The following is a 23,527-nucleotide window of genomic DNA, read 5'->3' as shown; positions in this document are numbered from 1 at the left end:
CAACGACTTTTTTTATCAGCAGAATCTAGACGACTGGTCTACTATTTAAATGGCAACTTCATTAAGCGGAGAACAGACATGAAAGTATTAATGGTTTTGACCTCGCACGATCGGCTGGGCGACACCGGACGTAAAACGGGTTTCTGGCTGGAAGAGCTGGCCGCACCTTACTACGCCTTTAAAGACGCCGGCGCCGAAATTACCCTGGCCTCGCCGCAGGGCGGCAACCCGCCGCTGGATCCGAAAAGCAATGAGCCTGATTTCCAGACCGATCTGACCCATCGCTTCGAGGCGGATGAAGAAGCCAAAGCGCAGCTGGCGTCAACGGTACGCCTGGAGAGCGTTTCCGCCTCCGACTTCGATATGGTGTTCTACCCAGGCGGCCACGGCCCGTTATGGGATCTGGCGGAAGATCAGCACTCCATCGCCCTGATCGAAAGCTTTATTGCCGCTCAAAAACCGGTTGCGCTGGTTTGTCATGCGCCGGGCGTGCTGCGCCATGTGAAAACCGCAGAGGGGCGTCCGCTGGTCGAAGGTAAAAAAGTGACCGGCTTCGCTAACAGCGAAGAAGAGGGCGTCGGCCTGACCAACATCGTGCCTTTCCTGGTGGAGGATGAGCTGATCGCCAAAGGCGGCCTCTATTCCAAAGGCGAAGACTGGGGCTCCTGGGTAGTGCAGGACGGCCTGCTAATCACCGGACAGAACCCGGGCTCATCGGCGGCAACGGCGGCGCAGCTGCTGAAAGCGCTAGCGAAGTAATCGCTTATTCTGCGGCGGCGCACCTTAGCCCGGACGAGGGTGCGCCGGTCGTCTCCTCGCCGTTTTCGCCCCAGATGCGTCGCCTTTAAATCACTGTAATCTGCTTTTGCGCCAGCAGCCTCTTCATCTCCGCATCCGGCTCGCCGTCGACCACCAGCGTGCTGGCCAGCGTCAAATCGCCGATGGCAAACGCCGAGGCCGAATTCATCTTCTCCTGCGATACCATTACCACGGTTTCCGAGGCGCGCGCCGCCAGCGCCCGTTTAATTCCCGCCTCTTCATAGTCGCCGGTGGTCAATCCTGCGTTCTTATGAACGCCCGTGACGCCCATAAAAAAAAGATCGGCATTGATGCGTGCGATAGCCTCCAGCACCGCTGCACCTACCGCCACGACAGAGTGACGATAGAGCAGTCCGCCAAGCATAATCACCTCGACCTGAGGGAAGTCGACCAGCGCCACGGCAACGCTCGGGCTGTGGGTGACGGCGGTAAACGCCAGATCCGCAGGCAGCTGCCGCACCATCGCTTCGGTGGTGGTGCCGCCGTCGATAATCACGACCTGACCGGGCTGGATAAGTCTGACTGCTTTTTGCGCGATAAGCTGCTTGGAGCCGGCATGCACGTTTTTGCGTGTTTCAAAAGGGGCCACCGCTGCAGATACCGGCAGCGCGCCGCCGTGTACGCGCTGCAGCAAGCCTTCCGCCGCCAGCTCGCGAAGATCGCGCCGTATCGAGTCCTCTGAGACGCTAAAGCGCTGGCTCAGCTCGCTGGACATCACCTGTTTTTCCTCGGCGAGTATCGCCAGGATCTGCTGCTTGCGCTGTGAACTCAGCATAAAGAAACGCCTTTGTTTTTTCTTGATGTTGCACGATTATGCATGATAGCGTGTTTTTTGTCACCTTCCTGAGGAGAAAACATGCAGCCGAACATACGTCACCTGCACGAGCAGGTGTTATCCGATAACTGGTACACGCTGAAGAAATATACCTTTGAGCAGCAGCGCGCAGCTGGCAAGAGCAGAGCCGTGAAGCCTACGATCGCGGCAACGGCGCGGTCATTCTGCTTTACAACCGCGCGCGTAAAAGCGTGGTGCTGACCCGCCAGTTTCGCCTGCCGGTCTATATCAACGGCCATAGCGGCTATTTAATCGAGGCGGCGGCTGGCCTGCTCGACAATGCCTCGCCCGAAGCGCGCATCCTCGCGGAGGCGGAAGAGGAGACCGGCTTCCGGGTTACGCATGCGGAGAAGGTGCTGGAGGCTTATATGAGCCCCGGATCCGTTACGGAAAAGCTCTACTTTTTCATCGCCGAATATCATGACGACGATCGGCGCGGCAAGGGCGGCGGGCTGGCGGAAGAGGGCGAGGATATCGAAGTGCTGGAGTGGCCTTTCGCCCGCGCGCTGGCGGCGATCCGCAGCGGCGAGATTGAAGATGCCAAGACCATCATCTTGCTGCAGCACCTGGCGCTCAGCGCCGTTTTCGAAGGGGACAGCCAATGATGATTTTGATCGCGGGCCCGGTTCGCAGCGGCACGAACGGCGATCCGGCGTTGATCGATGCCAACCTGGCGAAGATGAACCGCATGGCGCTGGAGGTTTATCAGCGCGGACATACGCCGGTGATCGGCGAGTGGCTGGCGCTGCCGCTCGCGGCCGCCGCAGGATCGGCCCACATCGGCGACAAGATCAGCGAGAGATTTCTCTATCCGGTCGCGCATCGCTTAATCGCCTGCTGCGACGCCATTTTGCGCATGCCGGGCGCGTCGCAGGGCGCCGACAATGACGTGCGCCTTGGCCAATCCCTCGGGCTGACGATCTTCACCTCGCCAGAAAGCCTGCCTGTCATCAAGCCGTAGTAAACAGAGCGAAGCGGGTGACAGCTTAGCCGCCGGAAGGCGCGGCGGCTAAGCGTAATGAGTCAGGCAGGACTTAGTGGCGGATTTGCTGCAGATCTTCTTCGGACAGGCCCGTCACTTTCATCACTGAAGGCACGTCCATACCGTTTTTCAGCAAGTTTCGGGCGATATTGAGGCTGGCTTCACGCTCGCCAAGCTGGCGGCCTTGTTCCAGCCCTTGTTCCAGTCCTTTTTTCAGGCCTATCTGCTCAAGCTGTTGTGCAAGGGTCATCAGTTCATCCTCATGCTGCGGCACGCGCTGTGCCAGTTCGCGAATCATCGCTTTCGCGTCCGGCGTTTCGCCGGCCTGAAGCATATAGTTTACCAGCGCCATCACCTGCTGTCCGGTCATAAATTCCGTCAGCATTAGCGTGGCCAGCTGATCGAGCAGTCCTCGAAGATCGCGCTGGCGAATATGCTTTTGCAGCAGGGTCAGGGCCGCCATGCTGCGGTGCTGCATAATCTCTTCATCCGGGATCACGGTCACGTCCACCAGCGGAAAATGTCCGCTATAGAGCGCCGCGGCCCGCTCACGTTCGCTAAACGAATCGAGCCAGTTCATCGAGTAAGGATAAGGGCTGCGCTTGCCCTGGTAAAAAAGTACCGGGATCACCAGCGGCAGGGTTTTATGCCCGGCATCAAGATGACGCTGCATCGCCGCCACGGCATAGCGCATCAGCCGAAACGCCATATGCTTATCCGGCGAGCTCTGATGCTCAATCAGGACGTGCACATAGCCATCCCCGCCGCCGGTTTTCAGCGAGTAAAGCACGTCGCTGTAGTAAGGACGCAGGTCATCCTCGACGAAACTGCCGGATTCCAGCTTCAGCGTGGAGAGATCGCAGATCGCCAGCAGCGCGGGCGGCAGATGCAGCGCCATGAAGTCGCGCGCCGTCTCAGGGTGCGAGAGAAAGGTTTTGAACACCGCGTCGTGCGGGGTCGGCGTACTGTTTTTATGCATCCCGATGCGCCTCATGCGGTCTGAAATCCGTTCGGCGCATAGTATCACAAGGTACCCGCGCCGGTTCAGGAATCGCCCTGCCGCAAAAATATTTTCCGGCAGCGAAACTTTTCCGCAGCGGCTGACGAACCTTTGATTATATCCTCCAGGCATGTCGCCTGATTACCCACGGAGAAGAATGAGATGCCGATGAAAAACAACCTGAAAACGCTGGCGGCCGCCACGCTTCTCGCCCTGAGCCTGCCTGTCGCCTCGGCGTTCGCCGCGCTGCAGGTCGGCGACAAGGCGCCCGATTTCAAACTCGACGCGGCGCTGGCCGGTAAAGCGACCACCTTCTCTTTGCAGCAGGCGCTGCAGAAAGGGCCGGTAGTGCTCTATTTCTTTCCGGCGGCCTTCAGCGCGGGCTGCACGCTGGAAGCGCACGATTTCGCCGAGGCGACTGACGAATTCAACAAGCAGGGCGCGACGGTCATTGGCGTGACCGCGGGCAATACCGACCAGATTGCGAAATTCTCGCAGCTCGAGTGCCGCGATAAATTCACCGTTGCGGCCGATCCCGGCGCCAAAGTGGCGGCGGAATACAAAAGCACTATGGATTTTAAAGGGAAAACTTTTTCCGATCGCACCTCTTACGTGATCGCCCCGGACGGCAAAATTCTGCTCAGCTATACCGACAAAAATCCGGATGCGCATATCCAGAAGGCGATGGACGCAGTGAAAAAATATCGTCAGGCCAATCCTGCCTGACCCCTGAACCAGGTGAAATTATCATGCTGACAGCTATCGCCGCCGCGTTTCTCGGCGGCCTGATACTCAATCTTATGCCGTGCGTATTCCCGGTGATTTCGCTGAAGGCGCTGAGTTTGATCCGCCATCACGACAAACCGGCGCACGCCCGCGCCGAGGGGCTGGCGTTTTTACTGGGCGTGGTCGTGACGATGCTGGCGCTGGTGGGGGTACTGCTGCTGGCGCGAGCGGGCGGCGCCTCGGTCGGCTGGGGCTTTCAGCTACAGTCGCCGATGGTCATCGCGCTGCTGATTCTGGTGATGCTGGCCTCGGCGCTTAATCTCTTCGGCGTGTTTGAAATTGGGCTTTCCCTGCAGCGGGCAGGCGAGGTGGGCGGCAATCGTGGCGGCTTAGTGGGGTCGGCGCTCACCGGCGCGCTCGCTATCGTCGTGGCGACCCCGTGCAGCGCGCCCTTTATGGCCAGCGCCGTTGGCTATGCGCTGACGCAGCCGCCCGCCGTCAGCCTGGTGATTTTTATCGCGCTGGCGCTCGGATTCGCCGCGCCCTTTACCCTGATCGCCTTCTTCCCGGTACTGGCGCGCGTGCTGCCGGCACCCGGCGCCTGGATGATGACGCTGAAACACGGGCTGGCTTTCCCGATGCTGGGCGCCGTTGGCTGGCTGATTTGGGTGCTGGAACGCCAGGCGGGTTCGGCGGCGCTGGCGGCGATCCTCGGCTGCTGCCTGCTGCTCAGTTTTGCCGCCTGGCTATATGGCATGGCGCAGAAACGCCGTATGATGGGACGTCGCCACTGGGCGCTGCATCTGACGACGGCGGTTTTCCTGCTGTTGCTGGTGCCGCCGCTGATCAATCTGAAAAGCGTTGCCGCGCCTGAAGAGAACGTCGGGAGCGCCGTGGCGGCGGCGGCCGTCGCCTGGTCGCCGCAGAACGTGGATGCGATTAAAGGCCAGGGCAAGCCGGTACTGGTGAACTTTACCGCCTCCTGGTGCATCACTTGCCAGGTTAACGACCGCACCTCTTTGTCGACTCAGGCGGTGAAAGCGGCGATGGCGCGCACCGACACCATCTATATGGTCGCGGACTCCACGAAATATAATCCGGACGTCGAGCAGGCGCTCAGCGATTTCGGGCGAGGCGGGCTGCCGCTCTATGTGGTTTATCCGGCAAACGGCGGAAAACCGCTGGTGCTGCCGCAGGTCCTGACGCCGGGCATCGTTATTTCGGCGCTTGAGCAGGCCGCTGAAAGCGGAAAGAAAACGTGAACGGGTGAATATTGATTAACCTCTTAGCCGGGCGGATGGTTCAGCCTTTAAGCGCGGGCGATGCCCGCCACTGACGCGCGCGCTCAGCACTGGCCTCTCTTAATGGCCCGCGCGCAGGCTGGCGATAAAGCCGCCTATAACCAGCTTCTGAAAGCGATGGTGCCCGCCATCCGTGCCCTGGTGCGCAAAAAAATCGCCGACGACGCGCTGGTTGAAGATGTGATTCAGGAGACGCTGCTGGCGATACATCGGGTGCGCCACACTTACGATCCGCGCCGTCCCCTGCTGCCCTGGGTGGCGGCTATCGCTTCGGCAAGGGCGATCGACGCCCTGCGTCAGCGTGGCCGCCAGCATGAAGTGCAGGACGAGGACGTCCTTCACCGCCAGACGACGGAAACGAACGAGACCGATGCGGGCGAGGATGCGCTAAACGACTGTTTAGGCGCGTTGCCGGCACGTCAGCGACAGATCGTCGAGTCCGTTCACCTGCGCGAACAGAGCCTGGCCCAGGCGGCGGCTGAGGCCAATCTTTCGCTTTCTGCGGTCAAATCGCTTTTGCACCGCGCAATGCTCAACCTGCGTAAATCTGGAAGTGGCAAGCATGAGAAATCATGACCAACTTATCGAACAGCTCAGCGCGTCAGCGCAGCCGGTCAGACGCATCTGGCCAACGGCATGGCGCGTCACTGGCTGGATCGCGGCGGCGCTGCCCTGCGGCGCGCTCGGCAGCTGGGCGCTACACAGCCGCTACACCGACTGGTCGCAGCCCGGCGCGCCGCTGGCGATAGCGGCCTTGCTGTTGTCTTTTATGCTGGGCGTCGGCGCTATCGCCGGAGCCTTTACCCTTAGCCTGGCGGGACGGAAGCCGCCCGCGCTGCGTTACCTTCTTTTGCCGGCGCTGGCGTGGCTGGCGCTCAATCTCGGCAACATGACCGCCGCGCAGGTGCCCGCTGGCGCAGGACGCTTTGGCGAGGGCATTCACTGCTATCTCTTTATGCTGTGCGCGGGCCTGCCGATGATGGCGATCTCGGTGTTCAGCCTCTATCGTACCCGCTCGCTCTTTCCGGCAAAAAGTCTGGCGCTGGCGGGATGCGGCATCGCTTTTATGTCGTCGATGCTGCTGTCGCTCTGCCACGACACGCAGCTGCATATGATCGATTTTTTAATGCATCTGGCAGCGGGCCTGACGCTGGTTGCGCTCACGGTGGCGACCGGACGTCGCTGGGTCCGTCTGGAAGGCGACGCGCGAATCTGACTCTCGCGGCCCTGCTGCTTGCATCACCGCGCCAGCGCATAAATTGCGTCGAGGCTCTCTTTAAAACGCGCCGGATTATGGTGCGTCTCGATTCGCCGCAGGGCGTTTTGAGAACGGGAGAGAACAGACGCCCGGTCCGCCAGGATCGCCAGCACTTGCGCTTTCAGCTGGGCCACCATCAGACGCCTCAGCGCTATTTTATCCTCAACGGACGCCACGGTGAGTTCAAACATCGCGTTCAGAGGACAGGCGAGGGTCCAGCCCGCGGCGTCCGGATTTATTTCAGGCAGCGCGCGCACGTTGGTGGTGATAACGGGACAGCCGCACGCCTGCATTTCCAGAACGGAAAAGCCATAGGTATCTTGCCAGCTAGGCAGCAGCCCGACATGGGCGCGCTTAAATAACGCGATGAGCTCGCTGTTGGGTCTGGAGGTAGCATGAGTAAAAATATTATATCGCGTTAGCGATTGTTCAATTTTACTGTAAAAAGCGGCTTCATCCTGATATTTGCCATGCGCGATGTTATACCTATTGTTAAGATCGCCTGTTATATTCACCTCGACGGTATCGGCATTAATTACCCCTTCTTCGGCCAGCTCGCTAAAAGCGAGCACCACCTCGGCGCCGCCTTTGCGATAAAATTCATTACCAACAAAGGTAAAAATTAGCTTTTTGTCAGGCGTATCGCGCGGCCCGTCATAAAGCACCGGCTGCGGGGGATGCAGCTTATGCATTTTAGGGATGATGGCTGCCGCCTCGTCAGGAAAGGCTTCCAGCAGTTTTAGCTGAATCTGCCTTGCGGCTTCAGACATCGCCACGATCGCCACACACTGCGGCGCGGCGACCAGCCTGAGCGCCTTCTTTAGCGCGGGATTGGCGAGTTTGGGCACGCCCGGCACCGGCAGAACGCGTGGCAGCTCGGTTTCAAAGGTGGCGATCCAGCGCTGCCGGGTCTGAGCCACCTCGTTAAACAGATGGATGACCTGGGTGTCCGCCGGCATAAGGAAACGGAAAGGCCAGAAGATAAAGACCTTATTAGCACGCGCCAGCTTCTGTCTTATTTTATTGATGTAAAGCCATATATTTTTATAACGAAAATCAAGGTAGGTGTACTGCTCGTTAACGATAATGTTTCTTTTTTCCGGGTAGCCGCGCCCGCTCACTATTATTTTCATATAAGCCCCTGATAAAATTCCGGAAGCAACAGGTGACACGCTGAAAAAGCACGCTCAGGTGAAGTGATTATATAATCAACATCTTTTTAATTCCGCCACCGAGTAAAGCAAAGCATAATTATAGGAACATTCCCTTTTTCATTTAATTTATTTAATATTTATTCCTTCGCTCTCGCCTTATCTCTATTTATTATCAGCTAATCCGGTTTGAGCATTTGTCTTTTTTGGTTACACCGGGACGCTATTTATTACTTCTTTACTTAATGCAAACTGATTTATTTATCAGTTAATTTTTTTTATGCGTTATAGACGCGGGTGACAGGGTAGCAGGGCGTTTAGCTGGCCAGTGACCCCTGTTTTTTACGCAACCTCGCTTTCCGTGCCAGGCTTAAACGAAGCGGGGTTTATCCCCGATAATCGTAAACTTATTAACGAGGATGTGTATGACGCTGCGATCGCTTCAGGCGCTCTGTCTGGTAAATTTTTTTATGGCGGACGTGCGGGACGGACTGGGCCCGTTTTTGGGCATCTTCCTCACCGAACATCACTGGCGAGCGGATGATATCGGCTGGGTGATGTCTGCCGGCGGTCTGGCGGGCCTGTTCGCCACGCTTCCCGCCGGACTGATAACGGATGCGACGCGCCATAAGCGCCTGCTGCTGATTGTCGGCTCGCTGGTCATTACCGTGTCGACGCTGCTGCTCTGGTATTTTCCCGATTCATGGGTAACGCTTTTTTCGCAGATCCTCACCGGCCTTGCAGCGGCATTTATCGCGCCCGTGCTGACCGGCATCACGCTTGGCCTGACTGGGCCAGATGGATTCAGCCGCCAGATGGGCCATAACGAAGCCTTTAACCACGGCGGCAATATGACCGCGGCCATTATCGCCGGGATTTCCGTCGCCTGGTGGGGAACAGGCGCCGTCTTCGTTTTGATGACCGCCATGGCGCTCTGCGCGGCGCTTTCCGTTTTAGCTATCCGGCATGAAGATATCGATCATCGCCTTGCGCGCGGATTAAGCGGCGATGACCACCGGCTTGCGGTGCCCAGGCTTTCGGTTATTCTGCGCAACCCCGCCATTATCATCACCGGATTGACGCTGCTGCTGTTCCATCTCAGCAATGCCGCGCTGCTGCCCATGCTGAGCATGCGTGCCGCCGCCGCCCATGACGGGACGATGCCTGCCGGCGTTTATGCAGCCGCCACCGTGGTGATTTCGCAGTGCGTGATGATCCCGGTAGCCCTGTTTGCCGCCAGCCGCGCGCAAAAGTCGGGCTATTCACTACTGATTACGGCGGCGCTGCTGGTGTTGCCGCTGCGCGCTGCTATCGCCTCTGCCTGGCCTGGCGCCCTGGGGATGATCCCGGTTCAGATACTGGATGGCCTGGCGGCCGGACTGCTGGGCGTGGCGGTGCCGGGCTATATTGTTAACGTGCTGGCGGGAAGCGGGCATACCAATGCAGGGCAGGGCGCGATTATGCTGATGCAAGGGGCGGGCGCCGCGATGAGTCCGGCGCTGGCGGGCACCATTGCCGCGCGTTACTCCTACAGCACGGCATTCGCGGCGCTGGGCGTTATCGCTCTGACGGCGCTCGCGCTCTGGTGGGTGGGCGGTCGGTTCGAGCGAAGAAGCGATAATGCTGAACCTGAGAGAGGCAAATAATGCGCGTTTTTAAGGGAAACAAACAGTCGCTGCCGGTACGCTATTGTAAAAACTGCAAGAAGCCGATGACCTGGCGTAAAAAATGGGAAAAGTGCTGGGATCAGGTGCAGTACTGCTCCGAACGCTGTCGCCGGGAAGCAAAGCGCGGCGCCGACGCTAACCAGGCGTGATGCCGAGAAGCGCAATGGGTGCTCTTCACATAAACATGCAACGATTCCTCAACAGAATGACAACGGTAGTCGTATTACCCTCTACGGGCCTAACATTGCGACTATGCTCATCGGGCTGCTTATCGGCAATGTGCTGTTAATTCTTATGAGGATAGCGTTCAAATGCGTAAACTGTCGTGTTTAGTGATTACCCTGGGCCTGCTGATGTCGGTCGCCTCCCAGGCTGAGGCGAAGGGCTGCCTCAAAGGCGCAGCGGTCGGCGGCGCGGCCGGGCATATCAAAGATCATGCCGTCGCCGGCGCGGCGGCGGGCTGCGCCGTAGGCCATCATATGGCCCATAAAAAAGAGAAAAAGGACGCGGAAAAGAATCAACAGCAGGCGCAGTAAGCTGGGTTTCAGGGCTGCCCGGGCGGCCCTGAGTTCGCCGTGCAGGTGAGGCTGTAAGATCTGAACGGCGCTGTGAGCTATCAGGCGCAGTAAAATAACGGGTAGCGCGGGTTTTGCATAAAGTAGGGTAGCGGACAGAACATCGAGGCGGTATGAATATCGCGATCACATTTAACATAATTATGATTATGCGAATTATGATCCAGTGTATACACAAAAGGCAAGCCTCAGATTAATGTTTACCACGTAATTTAACGGTTGCCGGTAATACCGTTTGCTGGTTAGTAGGTTCTTCGCCGCCAATCATCGCAGTCAACAGAGTGAAACATTCTTGGGCCAGTCTGGGAACATCTTGCTCAATAGTATCAATCGCGACAGAGAGCGAGTCATAGAGATAGTGATCGTCGAAGCTGGCCATACGCATATCGCTACTGAGCAAATGGTGCTGGCTCATATAGCGCAAAACGCCTTCCATCAGCCCGCAGGCAGCAGTGAATATCGCTTTAGGAGGACGGCCCAGTCTGGCACAAAGCGCTGCAAACATTTCGTAACCGCTGCTGGGGTGATAAGTACCATGAATGATCCACTCCGGACGAGGCGTAACGCCTGCACGTTCCAGTCCCGCCATAAAGCCCGCAAGACGGTCTCTGGTAGGAGAAAGGCGCGACTGCCCACCCAAAAAATAAATCTCGTCGGGATTAGCGCGCGCCATCCTTTCAACCAGGTCGGAGGTAGGCGTCACAGAGTCGGTGATCACCAGCGGCAGCCTGGTATCGCTCATGTAGCGGTCAAACAGCACCACCGGCAGTTGTTCGCTCAGCTTCACATAGTCGCTGTCGCTGAGCATGCTTGATGCCACAATTAATCCATCTACCTGACGCGCCACAAGGTTATCCACGACCACCCGCTCCTGCCCGGCATTTTCATCCGTACAGGAGATGAGCAACTGTAAACCCGCCTCGCGGCAGAGATTTTCCAGGGCATGAGAGAAAACTGCGAAACCATAATTAGTGATCTCAGGCACCACCAGACCCAGCGTATGGCTACGATTCTCACGTAACAGGCGCGCATGGATACTCGCCTGGTAGTGATGTTCACGCGCCAGCGTTAGTACTCTTTCGCGCGTCTCTTTCGCTACGCGCAACTCTTTGCCCCGGCCATTCAGTACCAGGCTGGCGGTTGCTTTAGATACGCCTGCCAACGCGGCGATATCGGCAATGGTAACGCGTCTGGTTTTTTTCACATCAATGCGACATTTAATGAAACAATGACTTATTCTACCATGAGGTGACGCAACGGCCAGTAGCGGGCATTCACTTCTTCGTCGCCGATCAGCGTGAGTTGCGCGTGATGCGCCGGAAAATAGCGGCTGCTCATCACGCCTTCACCCTCATTGATAAAAATTTCAACGCTGGAGTGATCGCATAATATATGCAGCTCAGTAACCGCTCCACGCCAGTAGCGATAGTGCCATTCGCCGCTCACCAAACTGCGCCGGGCGAGACGCAATCCTTCTCCATGCCAGTCCAGATACAAAGTTTCAGCAAAATTCAGCGTAATACCGCCCGACCCCGTAAGCACCAGTTCCAGCCGCTGCGCTGCTAACACCGGGGCGCCGCTTGCCCGACCGTAATAACGGTGTTCGTCGCCGCGCAATGCCTGCAATTCAGCGACCGGTCGCTGCAGAAGACGACCATCACGCGCGTCGAGTTCGCGCACGCAAGTCATCTGGTGGAGCCAGGATTGCGCAATTGTTGGCTGGTACATCTCTTCGCCGTCCGGCACGCCCATCCAGCCAATCAACAGCCGCCGTCCGTCGGCGGTAAGCGTGGTTTGCGGGGCGTAGAACTCAAAGCCAGCATCAAGCTCGTGAAAGGGTCCATGAGCGAAGTCGGCGGTGTCGTAATTAAAATTGCCAGCGAGCCAGGCACTGGCATGTGCGTTGAGAAAGCGCTGCTCTTCATGTGCAATGCCCTGCGGGCAGCAAATCAGGAAAGTCGTCTCCCCAAGAGTAAACAAATCTGGGCATTCCCACATATAGCCAGCGTCGCCCAGCCCGTTCAGACCGCTGCCGGCAATCTCGCCTAAAGGGTGCCAGTGATGCAAATCTGCAGAGCGCAGCAGCAGCACCTTGCCCTGCTTATGGCTGTCTTGTGCCCCGAGCACCATGTACCACTGATCGCCATGCCGCCATACTTTTGGGTCGCGAACATGTCCGGTATATCCCTCCGGCAGCGCGATAACCGGCCCCAGCTTATCGAAACAGCCCGCCTCATTTTGGACGGCCAGACATTGCCAGGCGGTGCGCGATCCGTCGTCAAATTTCACGTTGCCGGTGTAGATCAGCGTCAACACGCCGTTATCATCCACGGCGCTGCCAGAGTAGCAGCCGCTGCGGTCAAAGGCTTCATCAGGCATCAGCGCAATCGGCTCATGCTGCCAGTGGAGCAGATCGGTGGAACTCCAGTGTCCCCAGCATTTAAATTTGTGTTCACAGCCCAACGCATTCCACTGATAGAAGAGATGATAGCGACCAGCGAAATTGATAAAGCCATTGGGATCGTTAAGCAGCCCCGTTACCGGCGCAAGGTGCCAGCCAGGATAGTGGGGATCGCTGAGTGCCTTCGGCTGACCACGCATCACTGCGTTAAGAATTTGGGGTAACAGTGTGGTCGAGCCCATTAGTCTGCATCCGTTTTGTATTTGAGCAAATAAGAGAGAATAAACGCAGCGCTAAATGCGATCACCATGCCAGTCGCATAATTGAGCAGTGAGCTTGCCTGCACGATCGCGATGCCGGGAATACCGGTCAGGCCTACTGCGGTCATTGAAACATGCATTGATACCACCCAGGCCCCGCCTAACGCGCCGCCGACCAGTCCGGCAATGAACGGCTTCATAAAGCGCAGATTAATACCAAAAATAGCCGCTTCCGTAATGCCGAGCAGTGCGGAGAAGCCGGATGGCAGCGAAATCGCCTTGATTTTGACATCTTTGGTTTTGAACCAGACCGCCAGACAGGCGCCGCCCTGCGCCACATTCGCCATTGCCCAGATCGGCAGCAGGAAATTAACGCCAATCGACGGATTGCCAAGCAGCCCTGCCTCTATGGCATGGAAGCTGTGATGCACGCCGGTAATAACAATCACCGAGTACAGGCCGCCGAAGAGTAATCCAGCCAGCCAGCCCGCATGAGCAATGAGTGTGCTGAGCACAAATGAAATGCCGTCACCGAGCATACGGCCTGCCGGACCGATAATAAGTAGCGCAATGAAGCCGGAAATGATTACCGTCAGGAACGGCGTCAGGATCAGATCAAGTGCATCCGGAATCACTCGGCGCAGCTGTTTCTCCAGAATACTCATAAACCACACCGCCAGCAGTACCGGGAATACGGTGCCCTGATAGCCGATCATCGCCACTTCTATGCCGAAGAAGTTCATTGTGTGGTATCCGGCCGCTACGCCCCAGGCATTTGTCAGCGCAGGGTGTGTCAGAATGCCGCCCAGCGTGGCGCCGAGGAACGGGTTACCGCCAAATTCTCGCGCAGCGGTGAAGCCAATCAGGACTGGCAGAATGATGAATGCCGCCGAGCTGCACATATCCAGCATGATATAGAGCGCATTGTCGGGGTTTACCCAGCCGTAAGTTTTTACCATTCCCAGCAGTCCCATCAGCAGGCCGGATGCAACGATGGCCGGAATGATTGGGACAAATATATTCGACAGCAGACGCGCGATGCGCTGGAAGGGGTTGAGCTTGCGCGCGGCGATATCAGCCGCTTCTGACTTACTGGCTTCACTAATGCCGGCTTCGCGAATAAAGGCAGCGTAGACTTTATTAACCACGCCGGTGCCAAAGATCACCTGCAATTGTCCCGCATTGCGAAAACATCCTTTAACTCCCTCAATTTTTCCAATTGCGGCGGTATCCGCTTTGGCATCATCCACCAGCACCAGGCGCAAGCGCGTTGCACAGTGCGCCGCGCTGGCAATATTTTCTCGGCCTCCTAGCAACGGCAGCAGCGCGCGCGAGATGTTCACAAAATCCATAATGACCTCAGTTTTTCATTTTAATGCCAACAAAAGGGAACAGGGCCCCCGTGGGGGGCCGCAATATCAGAACCAGGTTTCCATCTGTACGCCGACATTCCACTCACCACCGGCCTTAAAGCCGCTGCTGCCAAAGGCATCATCTGTGGCGTAGTTATCCAGGCGGTGATCCCAGTCCATCCAGCTGGCGAACAGGCGGATTTCAGGACGTTTTAGAAATTCCCCGACGTCGCTCGCCTTCAGCGTCGGCGCCACGGTTAATTTGTAGAAGTTGCCGCTAACGGCGTTGCGGTTGTTGTAGCCTGCAGGACGCAGATCCATATACTGCCAGGAGCCTTCATACTGCATCTCGAAATTCTGGGTAATTTCCTGAATCAGACGCAGGTTAGCGGTAACCCATTTATAGCTGTCGCTTTTGACGTAACGGTCTTTACTGCTTTGCGCCAGTAGCGCCGGTGCGACATGCCAGCCCTCGCCGAGCGGCGTCATGCCATAACTGGCCAGACGCCAGGTATCAGCTTCCGGCAGCAGTGCGCCATCGGCACCGATGGTTTTCACCTCAGCGCCTAAGCCGTGACCATAGAGCAGCGCGGTTTTCGATGACCCTTCACGCAGGCCATAGAAGCTATCGCTGTGTAGTCCGATTAGCGCATGCACACCGTTGTTCGCTGCATCGTTTTTAACGCGATTGCCGTCAATATCGGTGCGCTCATTATTATCTTTAGCGCGCATGCCGCTCACCATCAGCTGCAGCGGCCCTACAAAATTATTCAGAGACAGAATGTAATTCTGTGCGGTGTTGTCATTATTCTCGATATCACCGAAGGTACGACCGTAAATCGCCAGGTTGCTGCGCGCTTCGTCGCTCCACTTGACGTCATAGATGCCTGCGCCGGTGCCAGCAAGAAACACCACGTCAGAATCAATCCAGTGAATATCGAAGTTATCGCGATCAAAGCGCTTACCAGCCCAGACGGTACTGTCTTTGAAGGCACCAGTGAACGTGGGCAACTGTCCAAGTTCCACGAAAGCCTGACGCAGGTTGAGATCGCTGCTGGCGGCACTCCAGTCATTGTAGGTTCGCTGACCGTCGGCCAGCATCGCCTTGAACCTGGTCGTCGCGCCGTTAGCGAGGATTTGCTTATGTTCGAGATTAAGCTCAACGTAGGTATCGGGTTCGTTGCCGAGTCGGCCAACGTGACCGCCGGTTTCTCCTGCCGGCGTGACGGTCGGGCCGCCCTGCGTTTTTGCTGCGGAGCTATTCATCAGCAGCCCTGAACGCGCGTAGCCATGGAATTCAAATCCATCTGTATTATTCCTGCTACTCTGTTCTGGTTTCTCGGCGCGCGGTTCTCTCTGTTCGTTCACGATCTGGGGCTGCTGTTGCTGCTGTTGCGTGGCAGTCAGCTTCTGTGCCTGATTCTCAGCAGCCAGCGCGCGGTATTCCGCAGCACTGGCCCGCTGTTCAGCTGCAGCCAGGCGTTTTTCCATTGCCGCGAGACGCGCTTCAATACTTTCCATAGAGTTAGCCGCCCAGGCGGGGCCAGAACTCAATAATGTGCCGAGGCTAAGCGCTAAAAGACGTTTTTTCACTGGTTTGCATCCCTGAGGTAAGGCCATCATCAATAAAACGTTATTGCTAAACCGATTTAGGTCAGCATCATAGTTGTGCTGATTTTGAAAGCGCAACGGAATTTGCTAAACCGGTTTAGTTGATGTGAGGCATGTCTCAAAACAGGGAGTAAAAGCGATTACTGATTGAGGTGATCCTGCAGTTGCGGGTAATCAGGCAAAGCTGTCATTGCCCCTTTGGCTGTTGTCGCAAGCGCGCCGCATGCCTGTGCGCACTGCAGACGTGCCGCCAGTTGCGCAGCATCAGCAGGAAGCCCGTTCTGCGCAAGTCCCCATAACAGCCCTGCGACAAAGGCATCTCCAGCACCGGTTGTATCGATGCTGAGTACGGGCTTCGCCGGATAGTGAACAAGCCCGTCGTTATACCAGGCCCATACGCCTGCGCTACCCTGAGTGACCAACAGTAATCTGATCGCAAAATGCTTCGCCAGCTCCTCGATAGCGGCTTCAACGTCGGCGCAATCCGCTATCCATATCAGCTCTTCCTCGGAAAGCTTCACAACATCTGCCAGTTGAAGTGCCTGCCTGATACAGCGATGGAGTTCAGCTTTATCCTGCCAGAGATCGAGTCGAATATTGGGGTCAAAACTGACATAGCCGCCTGCGTCACGCACTGATTTCATTGCCTGTAAGGTGGTGCTTCTAGAGGGTTCCTGAAGCAGTGCAATTGAGCAACAGTGTAACCAGTCGTGAGGGATAAACTGAGGAAGATCATGGCGTTCCAGAAATAAGTCCGCGCCTGGGCGAACCATAAATGTGAAGGTACGTTCACCCTCGGCGTCCAGTGCTACTACCACGGTTGAAGTGCGGTGCGTCTTATCCATCAACATGCAGGAGACATCCACATTTTCCCTCTCAAGCACTTGTCGCAAAAAGCGTCCGAAAGGATCGTCTCCCACACGGCCAATAAATCGACTGTTTCCTCCAAGCCGGGCGATTCCCACCGCCACGTTAGCCGGCGCGCCTCCAGGACATTGCAGGAGACGCCCGTCCTCTTCAGGAAGCAAATCAACCACCGCATCACCTAAACACCAGATTCGATTCATCAGTAAACTCCAGTAAAAAGCTAAACCGATTTAGCTATGTGGCGATAGTATGCATTAAGGATTTGGACATTGTCACGGCTGTTAATAATGCCAGGCAGCAGGTAAAGGCAGATAACAGATTTGGATAGCGCTCTTACAAAGGACGCCCGGTTCCATGATAGTGTCCCCAGCCCCTCCTCCGGCTCAAACAACCGGGATAAAGAGAGAGTCGGGCATGTTGGCGTAGCGGTTATGATTTAGCTGACGTTATTGTCGATGGGCTTCCTGATATCACCCCGTTACTTCTGAGAGCGCTTTACGCACGTCGCCGGTCGCCGCCGCATCAAGCGGCGTGACCAGGGCATAATTGTAATGCTCATCACTCCAGTACTGCGCCATCACATTCTCGGCTTTGCGCTCGCCGTGCGGCAGCTTAACCGGACTGAGCGGCCGGATATACCAGGCGAGGCGGGTGCCGTGCGCATCCTGATACATCACCAGCGCCGCCGGGCCCTGCGCCGTTGCTATCAGGCGCGCGCCGAGCGGTTTAAAGCCATACTGCTCCAGATTAGGCGGCAAATTGCCGTTGATAAAATAGCGCCCGACCCAGCTCGCCAGCTCGTTTTGCTGGCTGGCGACCACGTCCATCGGCGTCAGCGTCGCATTGCCGAACAGCTTATAGGCCTGCACCGCATCTTCCATCGGCAAATGACCGGCCATTTGCGAATCTTTCAGCTGCCAGCCGGTAAAGCCGCCGACGCTAAGGGATAGAACCAATACGCAGGCAAGCGCCAGCTTTCGCTGCCGCTGCTGCCGCGCACGGCGGCGAAAAGCGTGCGGCTCGGGCGTTTCCAGCGTCTGCTTTTGCTGGTGCATCGCCTGCCGCAAAAGCTGCATCTCATAACGCATCTCCGCCACGCGTTCGGCAGCCTGAGGATCCTCCGCCAGATAACGCTCGACGCGTCGTGCGGTAGCGTCATCCGCTTCGCCATCTATCCAGGCGTGCAGATCCTCTTCGTCGGGTTTCATTTCAGTCTCCTTAGGGGTAACGGCTTGACCTTGCCTTCTAATTTCTCATGCAGCAGTTTTCGCGCCCGGGAGAGACGCGACATCACCGTTCCCAGCGGGATATCCAGCGTCTCGGCCGCCTCTTTATAGCTCAGCCCCTCCACGCTCACCAGCAGCAGTATGGCGCGATAATCGGTCGGCAACGTCGCGAACAACGCCAGCGTATCGTCTGCAATCGCCATCGACTCGGTAGAGCTACTCAACGCCTCCTCGCCGGTAAAAAAGGCGAGAAGCGTTCGATAGCGCTTTCGCCGCCGTTCGCCGTCGATAAACTGCCGATAAAGAATGGCAAACAGCCAGGCGCGCAGGCTCTGCTCATCCCGGCTCTGCGGCGTTCGCGTCAATGCCTTGATTAAACAGCTTTGCACTAAATCATCAGCGCTGTGCGGGCTGCGGGTCAGCCACAGCGCGAAGCGTTGCAGATGCGGCATCACGTCCCGGATCTCTTCGTCAGTCAGCTGCGACACAGGCTTTCCTCAGCGTTTGCGGGTTCCCGCCATACTGTTAAACACACCGTCGCGCAGTACCAGCGCATGCAGTAACGCCGCCGCCAGATGCGCCATGATGGTCAGGAATAGCAACAGCGCGACGATGGAATGCAGCGGACGCAACAGCGCGTACCAGTCGTTATTCACCGGCACGATGGCCGGCAATACGAATCCGCCGCCGAGGGTCACCGGATAGCCCGCCGCCGAAAGCATCGCCCAGCCAATCAGCGGTTGAGCCAGCATCATTGCATACAGCGCCCAGTGCGACAGGTGCGCCAGGGCGCGCTGCCAGGCGGGAATCGAGCCGGGCAGCGGCGGAATGGCGGTATAAAAGCGCAGCCACAGCCGAACCACCACCAGCACAAATATCATCAGGCCCAGCGGCTTGTGAATCGCCACCAGCAGGCCGTGCAGCGAGGAGACGGTCGACACCATCGCCACACCGATAAATAACATAGTCATTATCGCCAGCGCCATTAGCCAGTGCACCAGACGCAGCGCGGGATGAAAATAGGTTACCTGTTTCATAATGGATGACCTGCCTGTTCAGACTGTTCGCGGGTGCGCTGGTTATAGGATTTGGCATAGGCTGCGGAGCGCGCATTCAGTAAGGGATCGTCGGAGGCGGCGATGCCATCGGGCAGAATCAGCGGATCGTAATTGATATCGTTGCACGGGCCCTGCTGCTGAGGCAGCGAACGGGTCACTACCAGCGTCCCGGCATTAATGGTCTGGCGATCGGCAGGCCAGACTTTCGATGCGTCGTTACCCGCATCGCCCGCGCCAGCCAGGGTTACCATCAGATCCCATTTCAGCGGCCCGTTCGCCAGACGCTGCGCAAGATCCTTTTGCAGGAAATCTTTGTCGGTTTTCTCTTCCGCGGTCTCTGGCTGACGGGGCGTTTGCGCCACCATACTCCAGCGCACCAGATGCGCAGCGCTGGATTTATCGATAAAACGGAAGGCATTCAGGCTGTTGAAGCTGTCGCTGCTCCAGCTGGACGAGGGCACGTACCCTTTTATCCAGGCGAGGAAAGGTTTGATTTCCGGATGCTGAAGCACAAAGGCTTTCATTCTGGCCGGATCGGGTTTGCCGGTAGCCGGATCGGGTCGCGAAGCGACCTGCTGATCGTAGAACCCCTGCACGGTGGCAACCGGAAAGAACGGGATCGCATTCATGCCGGTACGCCACTGCTGTCCGTCCGCCTGTTGAAACAGCAGCGCCATGCTGCGCACCGGAACGGCATAATCGGGCGCCCCGGGGTTGCCGCCGGCGATGGCAAAGCGTCCCGTTACCGGCGTCGTCGCGCCCTGCGCGAACAGCGGCGCGCGCGAGAAGGCGCTGGCGTTGCCGGTTGCCCTAAACTCGCCGATGACGCAGACCCCTTTGGCGTGATTGCGCCGATACCCAGGATGTTCGCCGCCGGACTGCTGCAATGCCGTAACCAGCTTATCGGCGGAGAGACGCTGCGGCGCCAGCCAGCCGCCGGCCCATAAAAACACGATGATCAGCGCCAGCGGAACCACGCCGACCAGCGCGAGGCGCGCGACTTTCTGGCCGGTGGAAAGTGGAGAGTTCGTCATAGGATAGGATCGCCTGTTTGCAAAGAGCGCATAAGACGAACCAGCGACAGCTTTATTCCCGAGGCATAAGATTTTTTTTCGGCTGCGGGGAAACCGCTCAGGCTGTCGGTAACGACGTGGAAAACAAGCGGAGCGGCGTCATGCAGACTCGCGCACGACAAGTTCGCCGCTCAGCAAGATGCGCTGCCTGGGCAAACCAGGATCCCGGATGTTGCTGACAATCAGCTCTACCGCCTGCCGTCCGGTTTCCTCGCTCGCGGATGAGACGTAGGTCAAGGAGGGAGACGTAAGATTGACCTGCAGCATATCCTCAAAGCCGACCAGTGCGACCTGCTGCGTCAGGAAGAGATCCTTGCCTAAAGTGCGCCCGACCTGCTGAATGCCGTTAAGACAGCCAATCAGCGCCGTCGACGAATGACAGAGCAGTGCGGTAAGGGTGTTGTTTTTTTCCAGCAGGTGGCGCGTCGCCAGACTCGCCGCAAAGGTATCGTCGCTGCAGGCAGGCGCGAGCTCGTCCTTGTGCGCAATACCGTTTTGCAGCAGGCTGGCCCGCAGCCCCTGCAGCCGCTGCGTGCGCAGCAGCGAATCCGCTTCGCCGCCGATATAGCCGATATTACGATGGCCGCGATCCAGCAGATAGCGCGTCGCCAGCGCCGCAGCCTGTCGATTGTCGCGCATTACCAGATTGCACGTTTCGCTGATTAGCGTCTGCGAGACCACCACGAACGGTAAAGGGCAGCGTCGCAGCCGCTCCGGCACGGTGGGATTAACGGTGTCGGACGTCAGGTAGATAATGCCTGCGACGCCCTGCTGTTTAAACGAAAGCAGGCAGCGTTCCAGGCTCGCCTCGTCATCGTGCGGCTGACCGAGAAACAGCATAAATCCCTTTTTCTCGAGCTCTTTAACCACGCTCGCCATCACCTTAACGGTATAGCTGTCGCTGAAGTCGCAGAGGATAAGTCCTATCAGATTAGAGGTGCTGGCGCGCAGGTTGGCGGCGGCGACGTTATGCACGTACCCCAGCCGCTGGATAGCGGCCTGAACCTTCTCGATAGTCGCATCGGAAATCTTGCCTTTCTGCCGTAAAACCAGCGAAACGGTAGAGACCGATACGCTAGCCTCTTTAGCCACATCGATGATGCTGACTTTTTTCAAACCTGCTCCTGATAACAATCCGATCCATTATTCCAGCGCGCGCTCCCGCCGTAGCCGGAGAGCGCCGCTGCCTGCTATTTGGCCATCATGGTCGACATCGTCTGCGCGATAAACTGCGCGCGGGCGCCGAAAATAACCTGAATGCCCGTATCACCGACAAAGACCACTCCGCGCGCGCCGACGCCGTTAAGGCCATCCTTATCGACCAGTTCGCTTTTCACTACCTCAAGCCGCAAACGGGTGATGCAGGATCCGACAGTATTGATATTTTGCGCCCCGCCAAGCAAGCCGATAATTTCGGTCGCAATCTCGTTATCCGATTTATCGTTCATATTGGCCGTCACAAGGGTGCGGCCTGGCGTTTTGATATCAAAGCGGCGGATAACATAGCGGAACGTAAAGTAGTAAATCAGTCCCATCGGCACGCCGATGATCACGGCGTTGAGGAAGTGGGTCTGATAACCGTTGAACGAGGGCAGAATGCCGAATGAGAGGTAGTCGATAAATCCGGCGGAAAATGATTTAGCGATATGCGCATGCATCAGATACATCATCATGTAGGCCAGGCCCGCCATGATGGCGTTAAACACGTAGAGGATCGGCGCGACAAAGATAAAGGTGAACTCAACCGGTTCGGTTATCCCCGTCAGGAAGCAGGTGAGCGCGGCGGAGAAGAGGATCCCGGCGGCGATTTTTTTATTGGCCGTTTGCGCTTCGTGATACATCGCCAGGCAGGCGGCAGGCAAAGCAAAGAGCATCAGCGGGAACTCGCCCTGCATGAACTTGCCGGCGTTCTGATAGGAGTCGCTGCTGAAGGATTTAACGCCCTCTTCCAGCATCTTAAACCAGATCGTCTGGTCGCCGTGGATCACCTGGCCGGCGTGCGTGGTGTAGTCGCCGAACGAATACCAGAAAGAGGGATACCAGATATGATGGAGCCCGAGCGGAATCAACGCGCGCTCCACTAACCCGAAAATAAAGGTGGAGGCCGCCTGATTATCGCCGTTCACCACCACAGAAAGCGCATCGATGCCCGACTGGATATGCTGCCAGATATAGGGCAGCAGCAGCCCCATCAGAAAGGATAAGCAGGCCGTAGCGATGGCGACGAAGCGCTTGCCCGAAAAGAAGCCGAGGAACTCAGGCAGCTGCAGAGAGTGAAAGCGGTTATAGCACCAGGCGGCCAGGATGCCGCAGAGCAGACCGCCAAACACCCCCATTTGCAGCGTGGGTATGCCGACCACCATCGCATATTTTCCTCCTTGCGACGCCATCTCCGGGGTAATGCCCATTACCGTGCCGATAGTGATATTGGTAATAAAAACCGAGACGGCGGCGGAGAGCGCCGCAATACCCGACTCAGACGCCAGCCCGACGGCGGAGCCGATGGCGAACAGCATCGGCAGGTTGTCGAAGATGACGCCGCCGGCGTTCATCATCAGCGGCAGATGGAATTTGTCGCCGAATGCCAGCAGCAGACCAGCGGCTGGCAACAGCGAGATAGGCAGCATAAGCGCGCGGCCGATCATCGATAGTTTGGATAACGACTTTATCAATCCTGAGAACAGACTCATGCTGCTTTCCCCGATTTAAGACCCTGGATGACACTTTTTAAGTGCTGTTATAAGTGGTAGAACGTTCTACTAGAACGTTCTACTTATCATTCGAGAAGCCTGTTCAACAGGCAACTGATATTTGGCCTTCAGCCAGAGGATTTACTGATATTTTTGAAGTGGATCGTAAAAGCTGGGCTGCGTACCTGAACGCGCCCGCTTTTTGAGCCAGAGAGTGAAGAGCACGTGCCGAAGGAATGCCTGAGGTCATCGTCACCCCATGAACGGGGTGGAAAGAGGCAGCGTGAGTCGCTTAGCAGGGTGATACAGCGCATAAATACGCTCTGCTAATCAGGGCTCGTCGGTATTGATGAAGCAGAAAAGGCGAATTTTTCCTGTTCACTGCGAACACTTATAAAAAAGCGCGATTTCATTCAACAATGTGAACAACGCTCATTCTGAATGAAAATATTCTCTGTTGCGAAAGCTGTGCAACTTGCATGCTAAAAAAAATTCAAAAATAAAAGGGGTCAACTATCAGCGCTAAAAAACGCTGACAGCTACCCCAAACGCAGGGTGATGCTGCCAACTTACTGATTTAGTGTATGATGGTGTTTTTGAGGTGCTCCAGTGGCTTCTGTTTCTATCACCTGTCCCTCCTGTTCAGCTACTGACGGGGTGGTGCGTAACGGCAAA

24 protein-coding genes and 1 pseudogene are annotated in these 23,527 nt (G+C 57.0%); 11 read left to right on the top strand and 14 right to left on the bottom strand.

Annotated elements, in window-relative coordinates; genetic code table 11:
- Positions 1–78 precede the first annotated feature (78 nt).
- Positions 79–759, top strand: a complete 681-nt coding sequence (locus tag MHZ97_RS15575) for a type 1 glutamine amidotransferase domain-containing protein (RefSeq protein WP_103797229.1) — start codon at positions 79–81, stop codon at positions 757–759.
- A gap of 85 nt (positions 760–844) precedes the next feature.
- Here the strand turns inward: MHZ97_RS15575 and MHZ97_RS15570 are convergent, their stop codons facing one another.
- A complete protein-coding gene (locus MHZ97_RS15570) occupies positions 845–1,594 on the bottom strand; it encodes a DeoR/GlpR family DNA-binding transcription regulator (protein ID WP_103797230.1) in 750 nt (249 codons plus the stop codon).
- Between the two features lie 81 nt (positions 1,595–1,675).
- On the opposite strand from MHZ97_RS15570, the pseudogene MHZ97_RS15565 reads away from it, so the two are divergent.
- Both MHZ97_RS15565 and MHZ97_RS15560 read left to right on the top strand, forming a co-directional pair.
- Positions 1,676–2,259: pseudogene (locus MHZ97_RS15565) on the top strand (NUDIX domain-containing protein).
- Positions 2,256–2,615 (top strand): NUDIX hydrolase, encoded by a 360-nt coding sequence (locus MHZ97_RS15560; protein ID WP_239314975.1) that lies wholly within the window; start codon positions 2,256–2,258, stop codon positions 2,613–2,615. Before MHZ97_RS15565 ends, MHZ97_RS15560 begins: the two are co-directional and overlap by 4 nt.
- A 73-nt stretch (positions 2,616–2,688) precedes the next feature.
- On the opposite strand, the gene MHZ97_RS15555 is transcribed toward MHZ97_RS15560, so the two are convergent.
- A complete protein-coding gene (locus tag MHZ97_RS15555; protein WP_033755621.1) occupies positions 2,689–3,615 on the bottom strand; it encodes an Rpn family recombination-promoting nuclease/putative transposase in 927 nt (308 codons plus the stop codon).
- Between the two features lie 183 nt (positions 3,616–3,798).
- On the opposite strand from MHZ97_RS15555, the gene MHZ97_RS15550 reads away from it, so the two are divergent.
- The 4 genes from MHZ97_RS15550 to MHZ97_RS15535 are packed head-to-tail and all read left to right on the top strand — an operon-like array spanning position 3,799 to position 6,879.
- Positions 3,799–4,362 (top strand): peroxiredoxin, encoded by a 564-nt coding sequence (locus tag MHZ97_RS15550; RefSeq protein WP_216493880.1) that lies wholly within the window; start codon positions 3,799–3,801, stop codon positions 4,360–4,362.
- Between the two features lie 23 nt (positions 4,363–4,385).
- On the top strand, positions 4,386–5,624 hold the full coding sequence (locus MHZ97_RS15545) for a protein-disulfide reductase DsbD (protein ID WP_103797232.1): 1,239 nt from the start codon (positions 4,386–4,388) through the stop codon (positions 5,622–5,624).
- A gap of 60 nt (positions 5,625–5,684) precedes the next feature.
- Entirely contained in the window at positions 5,685–6,239 is a 555-nt protein-coding gene (locus MHZ97_RS15540) for a sigma-70 family RNA polymerase sigma factor (RefSeq protein ID WP_033792446.1), read from the top strand.
- Positions 6,226–6,879, top strand: a complete 654-nt coding sequence (locus MHZ97_RS15535) for a DUF1109 domain-containing protein (protein ID WP_033755617.1) — start codon at positions 6,226–6,228, stop codon at positions 6,877–6,879. Before MHZ97_RS15540 ends, MHZ97_RS15535 begins: the two co-directional genes overlap by 14 nt.
- Positions 6,880–6,902: 23 nt before the next feature.
- Here the strand turns inward: MHZ97_RS15535 and MHZ97_RS15530 are convergent, their stop codons facing one another.
- Positions 6,903–8,054 carry a glycosyltransferase gene (locus tag MHZ97_RS15530; protein ID WP_084885405.1) on the bottom strand — a complete coding sequence of 384 codons (1,152 nt, stop codon included), beginning with the start codon at positions 8,052–8,054 and terminating at the stop codon, positions 6,903–6,905.
- A 443-nt stretch (positions 8,055–8,497) separates the two neighbouring features.
- Between MHZ97_RS15530 and MHZ97_RS15525 the strand changes: the two genes are divergently transcribed.
- From MHZ97_RS15525 to MHZ97_RS15515, 3 genes are all read left to right on the top strand, one after another.
- Entirely contained in the window at positions 8,498–9,718 is a 1,221-nt protein-coding gene (locus tag MHZ97_RS15525) for an MFS transporter (RefSeq protein WP_048782062.1), read from the top strand.
- The gene (locus tag MHZ97_RS15520) at positions 9,718–9,888 is read left to right on the top strand and encodes a DUF2256 domain-containing protein (RefSeq protein WP_071997469.1); all 171 of its coding nucleotides are present in this window, start codon (positions 9,718–9,720) and stop codon (positions 9,886–9,888) included. The genes MHZ97_RS15525 and MHZ97_RS15520 overlap by 1 nt, the downstream gene beginning before the upstream one ends.
- 162 nt (positions 9,889–10,050) lie before the next feature.
- Positions 10,051–10,275: a hypothetical protein gene (locus MHZ97_RS15515; RefSeq protein ID WP_033755612.1), complete on the top strand. Its 225-nt coding sequence runs from the start codon at positions 10,051–10,053 to the stop codon at positions 10,273–10,275.
- Between the two features lie 232 nt (positions 10,276–10,507).
- Here MHZ97_RS15515 and MHZ97_RS15510 read toward each other — a convergent pair whose 3' ends face one another.
- From MHZ97_RS15510 to MHZ97_RS15460, 11 genes are all read right to left on the bottom strand, one after another.
- Positions 10,508–11,518, bottom strand: a complete 1,011-nt coding sequence (locus MHZ97_RS15510) for a substrate-binding domain-containing protein (protein WP_033755610.1) — start codon at positions 11,516–11,518, stop codon at positions 10,508–10,510.
- A 29-nt stretch (positions 11,519–11,547) separates the two neighbouring features.
- Positions 11,548–12,957 carry a sucrose-6-phosphate hydrolase gene (locus MHZ97_RS15505; protein WP_033755608.1) on the bottom strand — a complete coding sequence of 470 codons (1,410 nt, stop codon included), beginning with the start codon at positions 12,955–12,957 and terminating at the stop codon, positions 11,548–11,550.
- Positions 12,957–14,327 carry a sucrose-specific PTS transporter subunit IIBC gene (locus MHZ97_RS15500; protein WP_103797233.1) on the bottom strand — a complete coding sequence of 457 codons (1,371 nt, stop codon included), beginning with the start codon at positions 14,325–14,327 and terminating at the stop codon, positions 12,957–12,959. The genes MHZ97_RS15505 and MHZ97_RS15500 overlap by 1 nt, the downstream gene beginning before the upstream one ends.
- Positions 14,328–14,393: 66 nt before the next feature.
- A complete protein-coding gene (locus MHZ97_RS15495) occupies positions 14,394–15,947 on the bottom strand; it encodes a carbohydrate porin (protein WP_255729601.1) in 1,554 nt (517 codons plus the stop codon).
- 131 nt (positions 15,948–16,078) lie between these two features.
- The gene (locus MHZ97_RS15490; protein ID WP_373688006.1) at positions 16,079–17,005 is read right to left on the bottom strand and encodes an aminoimidazole riboside kinase; all 927 of its coding nucleotides are present in this window, start codon (positions 17,003–17,005) and stop codon (positions 16,079–16,081) included.
- A gap of 270 nt (positions 17,006–17,275) precedes the next feature.
- The gene (locus MHZ97_RS15485; protein WP_048782055.1) at positions 17,276–18,013 is read right to left on the bottom strand and encodes an anti-sigma factor; all 738 of its coding nucleotides are present in this window, start codon (positions 18,011–18,013) and stop codon (positions 17,276–17,278) included.
- Entirely contained in the window at positions 18,010–18,519 is a 510-nt protein-coding gene (locus MHZ97_RS15480; RefSeq protein ID WP_227741457.1) for an RNA polymerase sigma factor, read from the bottom strand. Before MHZ97_RS15480 ends, MHZ97_RS15485 begins: the two co-directional genes overlap by 4 nt.
- 9 nt (positions 18,520–18,528) lie before the next feature.
- Complete coding sequence (locus tag MHZ97_RS15475; protein ID WP_033755600.1) at positions 18,529–19,068, bottom strand: cytochrome b; 540 nt, start codon at positions 19,066–19,068, stop codon at positions 18,529–18,531.
- Complete coding sequence (locus tag MHZ97_RS15470; RefSeq protein WP_048782053.1) at positions 19,065–20,123, bottom strand: catalase family peroxidase; 1,059 nt, start codon at positions 20,121–20,123, stop codon at positions 19,065–19,067. The genes MHZ97_RS15475 and MHZ97_RS15470 overlap by 4 nt, the downstream gene beginning before the upstream one ends.
- A 138-nt stretch (positions 20,124–20,261) precedes the next feature.
- The gene (locus tag MHZ97_RS15465; protein ID WP_048782051.1) at positions 20,262–21,278 is read right to left on the bottom strand and encodes a substrate-binding domain-containing protein; all 1,017 of its coding nucleotides are present in this window, start codon (positions 21,276–21,278) and stop codon (positions 20,262–20,264) included.
- A 74-nt stretch (positions 21,279–21,352) separates the two neighbouring features.
- Positions 21,353–22,852: a PTS transporter subunit EIIC gene (locus MHZ97_RS15460; protein ID WP_239314974.1), complete on the bottom strand. Its 1,500-nt coding sequence runs from the start codon at positions 22,850–22,852 to the stop codon at positions 21,353–21,355.
- Between the two features lie 609 nt (positions 22,853–23,461).
- On the opposite strand from MHZ97_RS15460, the gene MHZ97_RS15455 reads away from it, so the two are divergent.
- Positions 23,462–23,527: IS1 family transposase (locus MHZ97_RS15455; RefSeq protein WP_239315659.1), on the top strand; the 66-nt coding region annotated here is incomplete at its 3' end.

The sequence above is a fragment of the Pantoea sp. ACRSC genome (genome assembly GCF_022346785.1).
Classification (GTDB): Bacteria; Pseudomonadota; Gammaproteobacteria; order Enterobacterales; family Enterobacteriaceae; genus Pantoea; species Pantoea alvi.
This window is presented reverse-complemented; position numbering and strand designations above follow the sequence as displayed.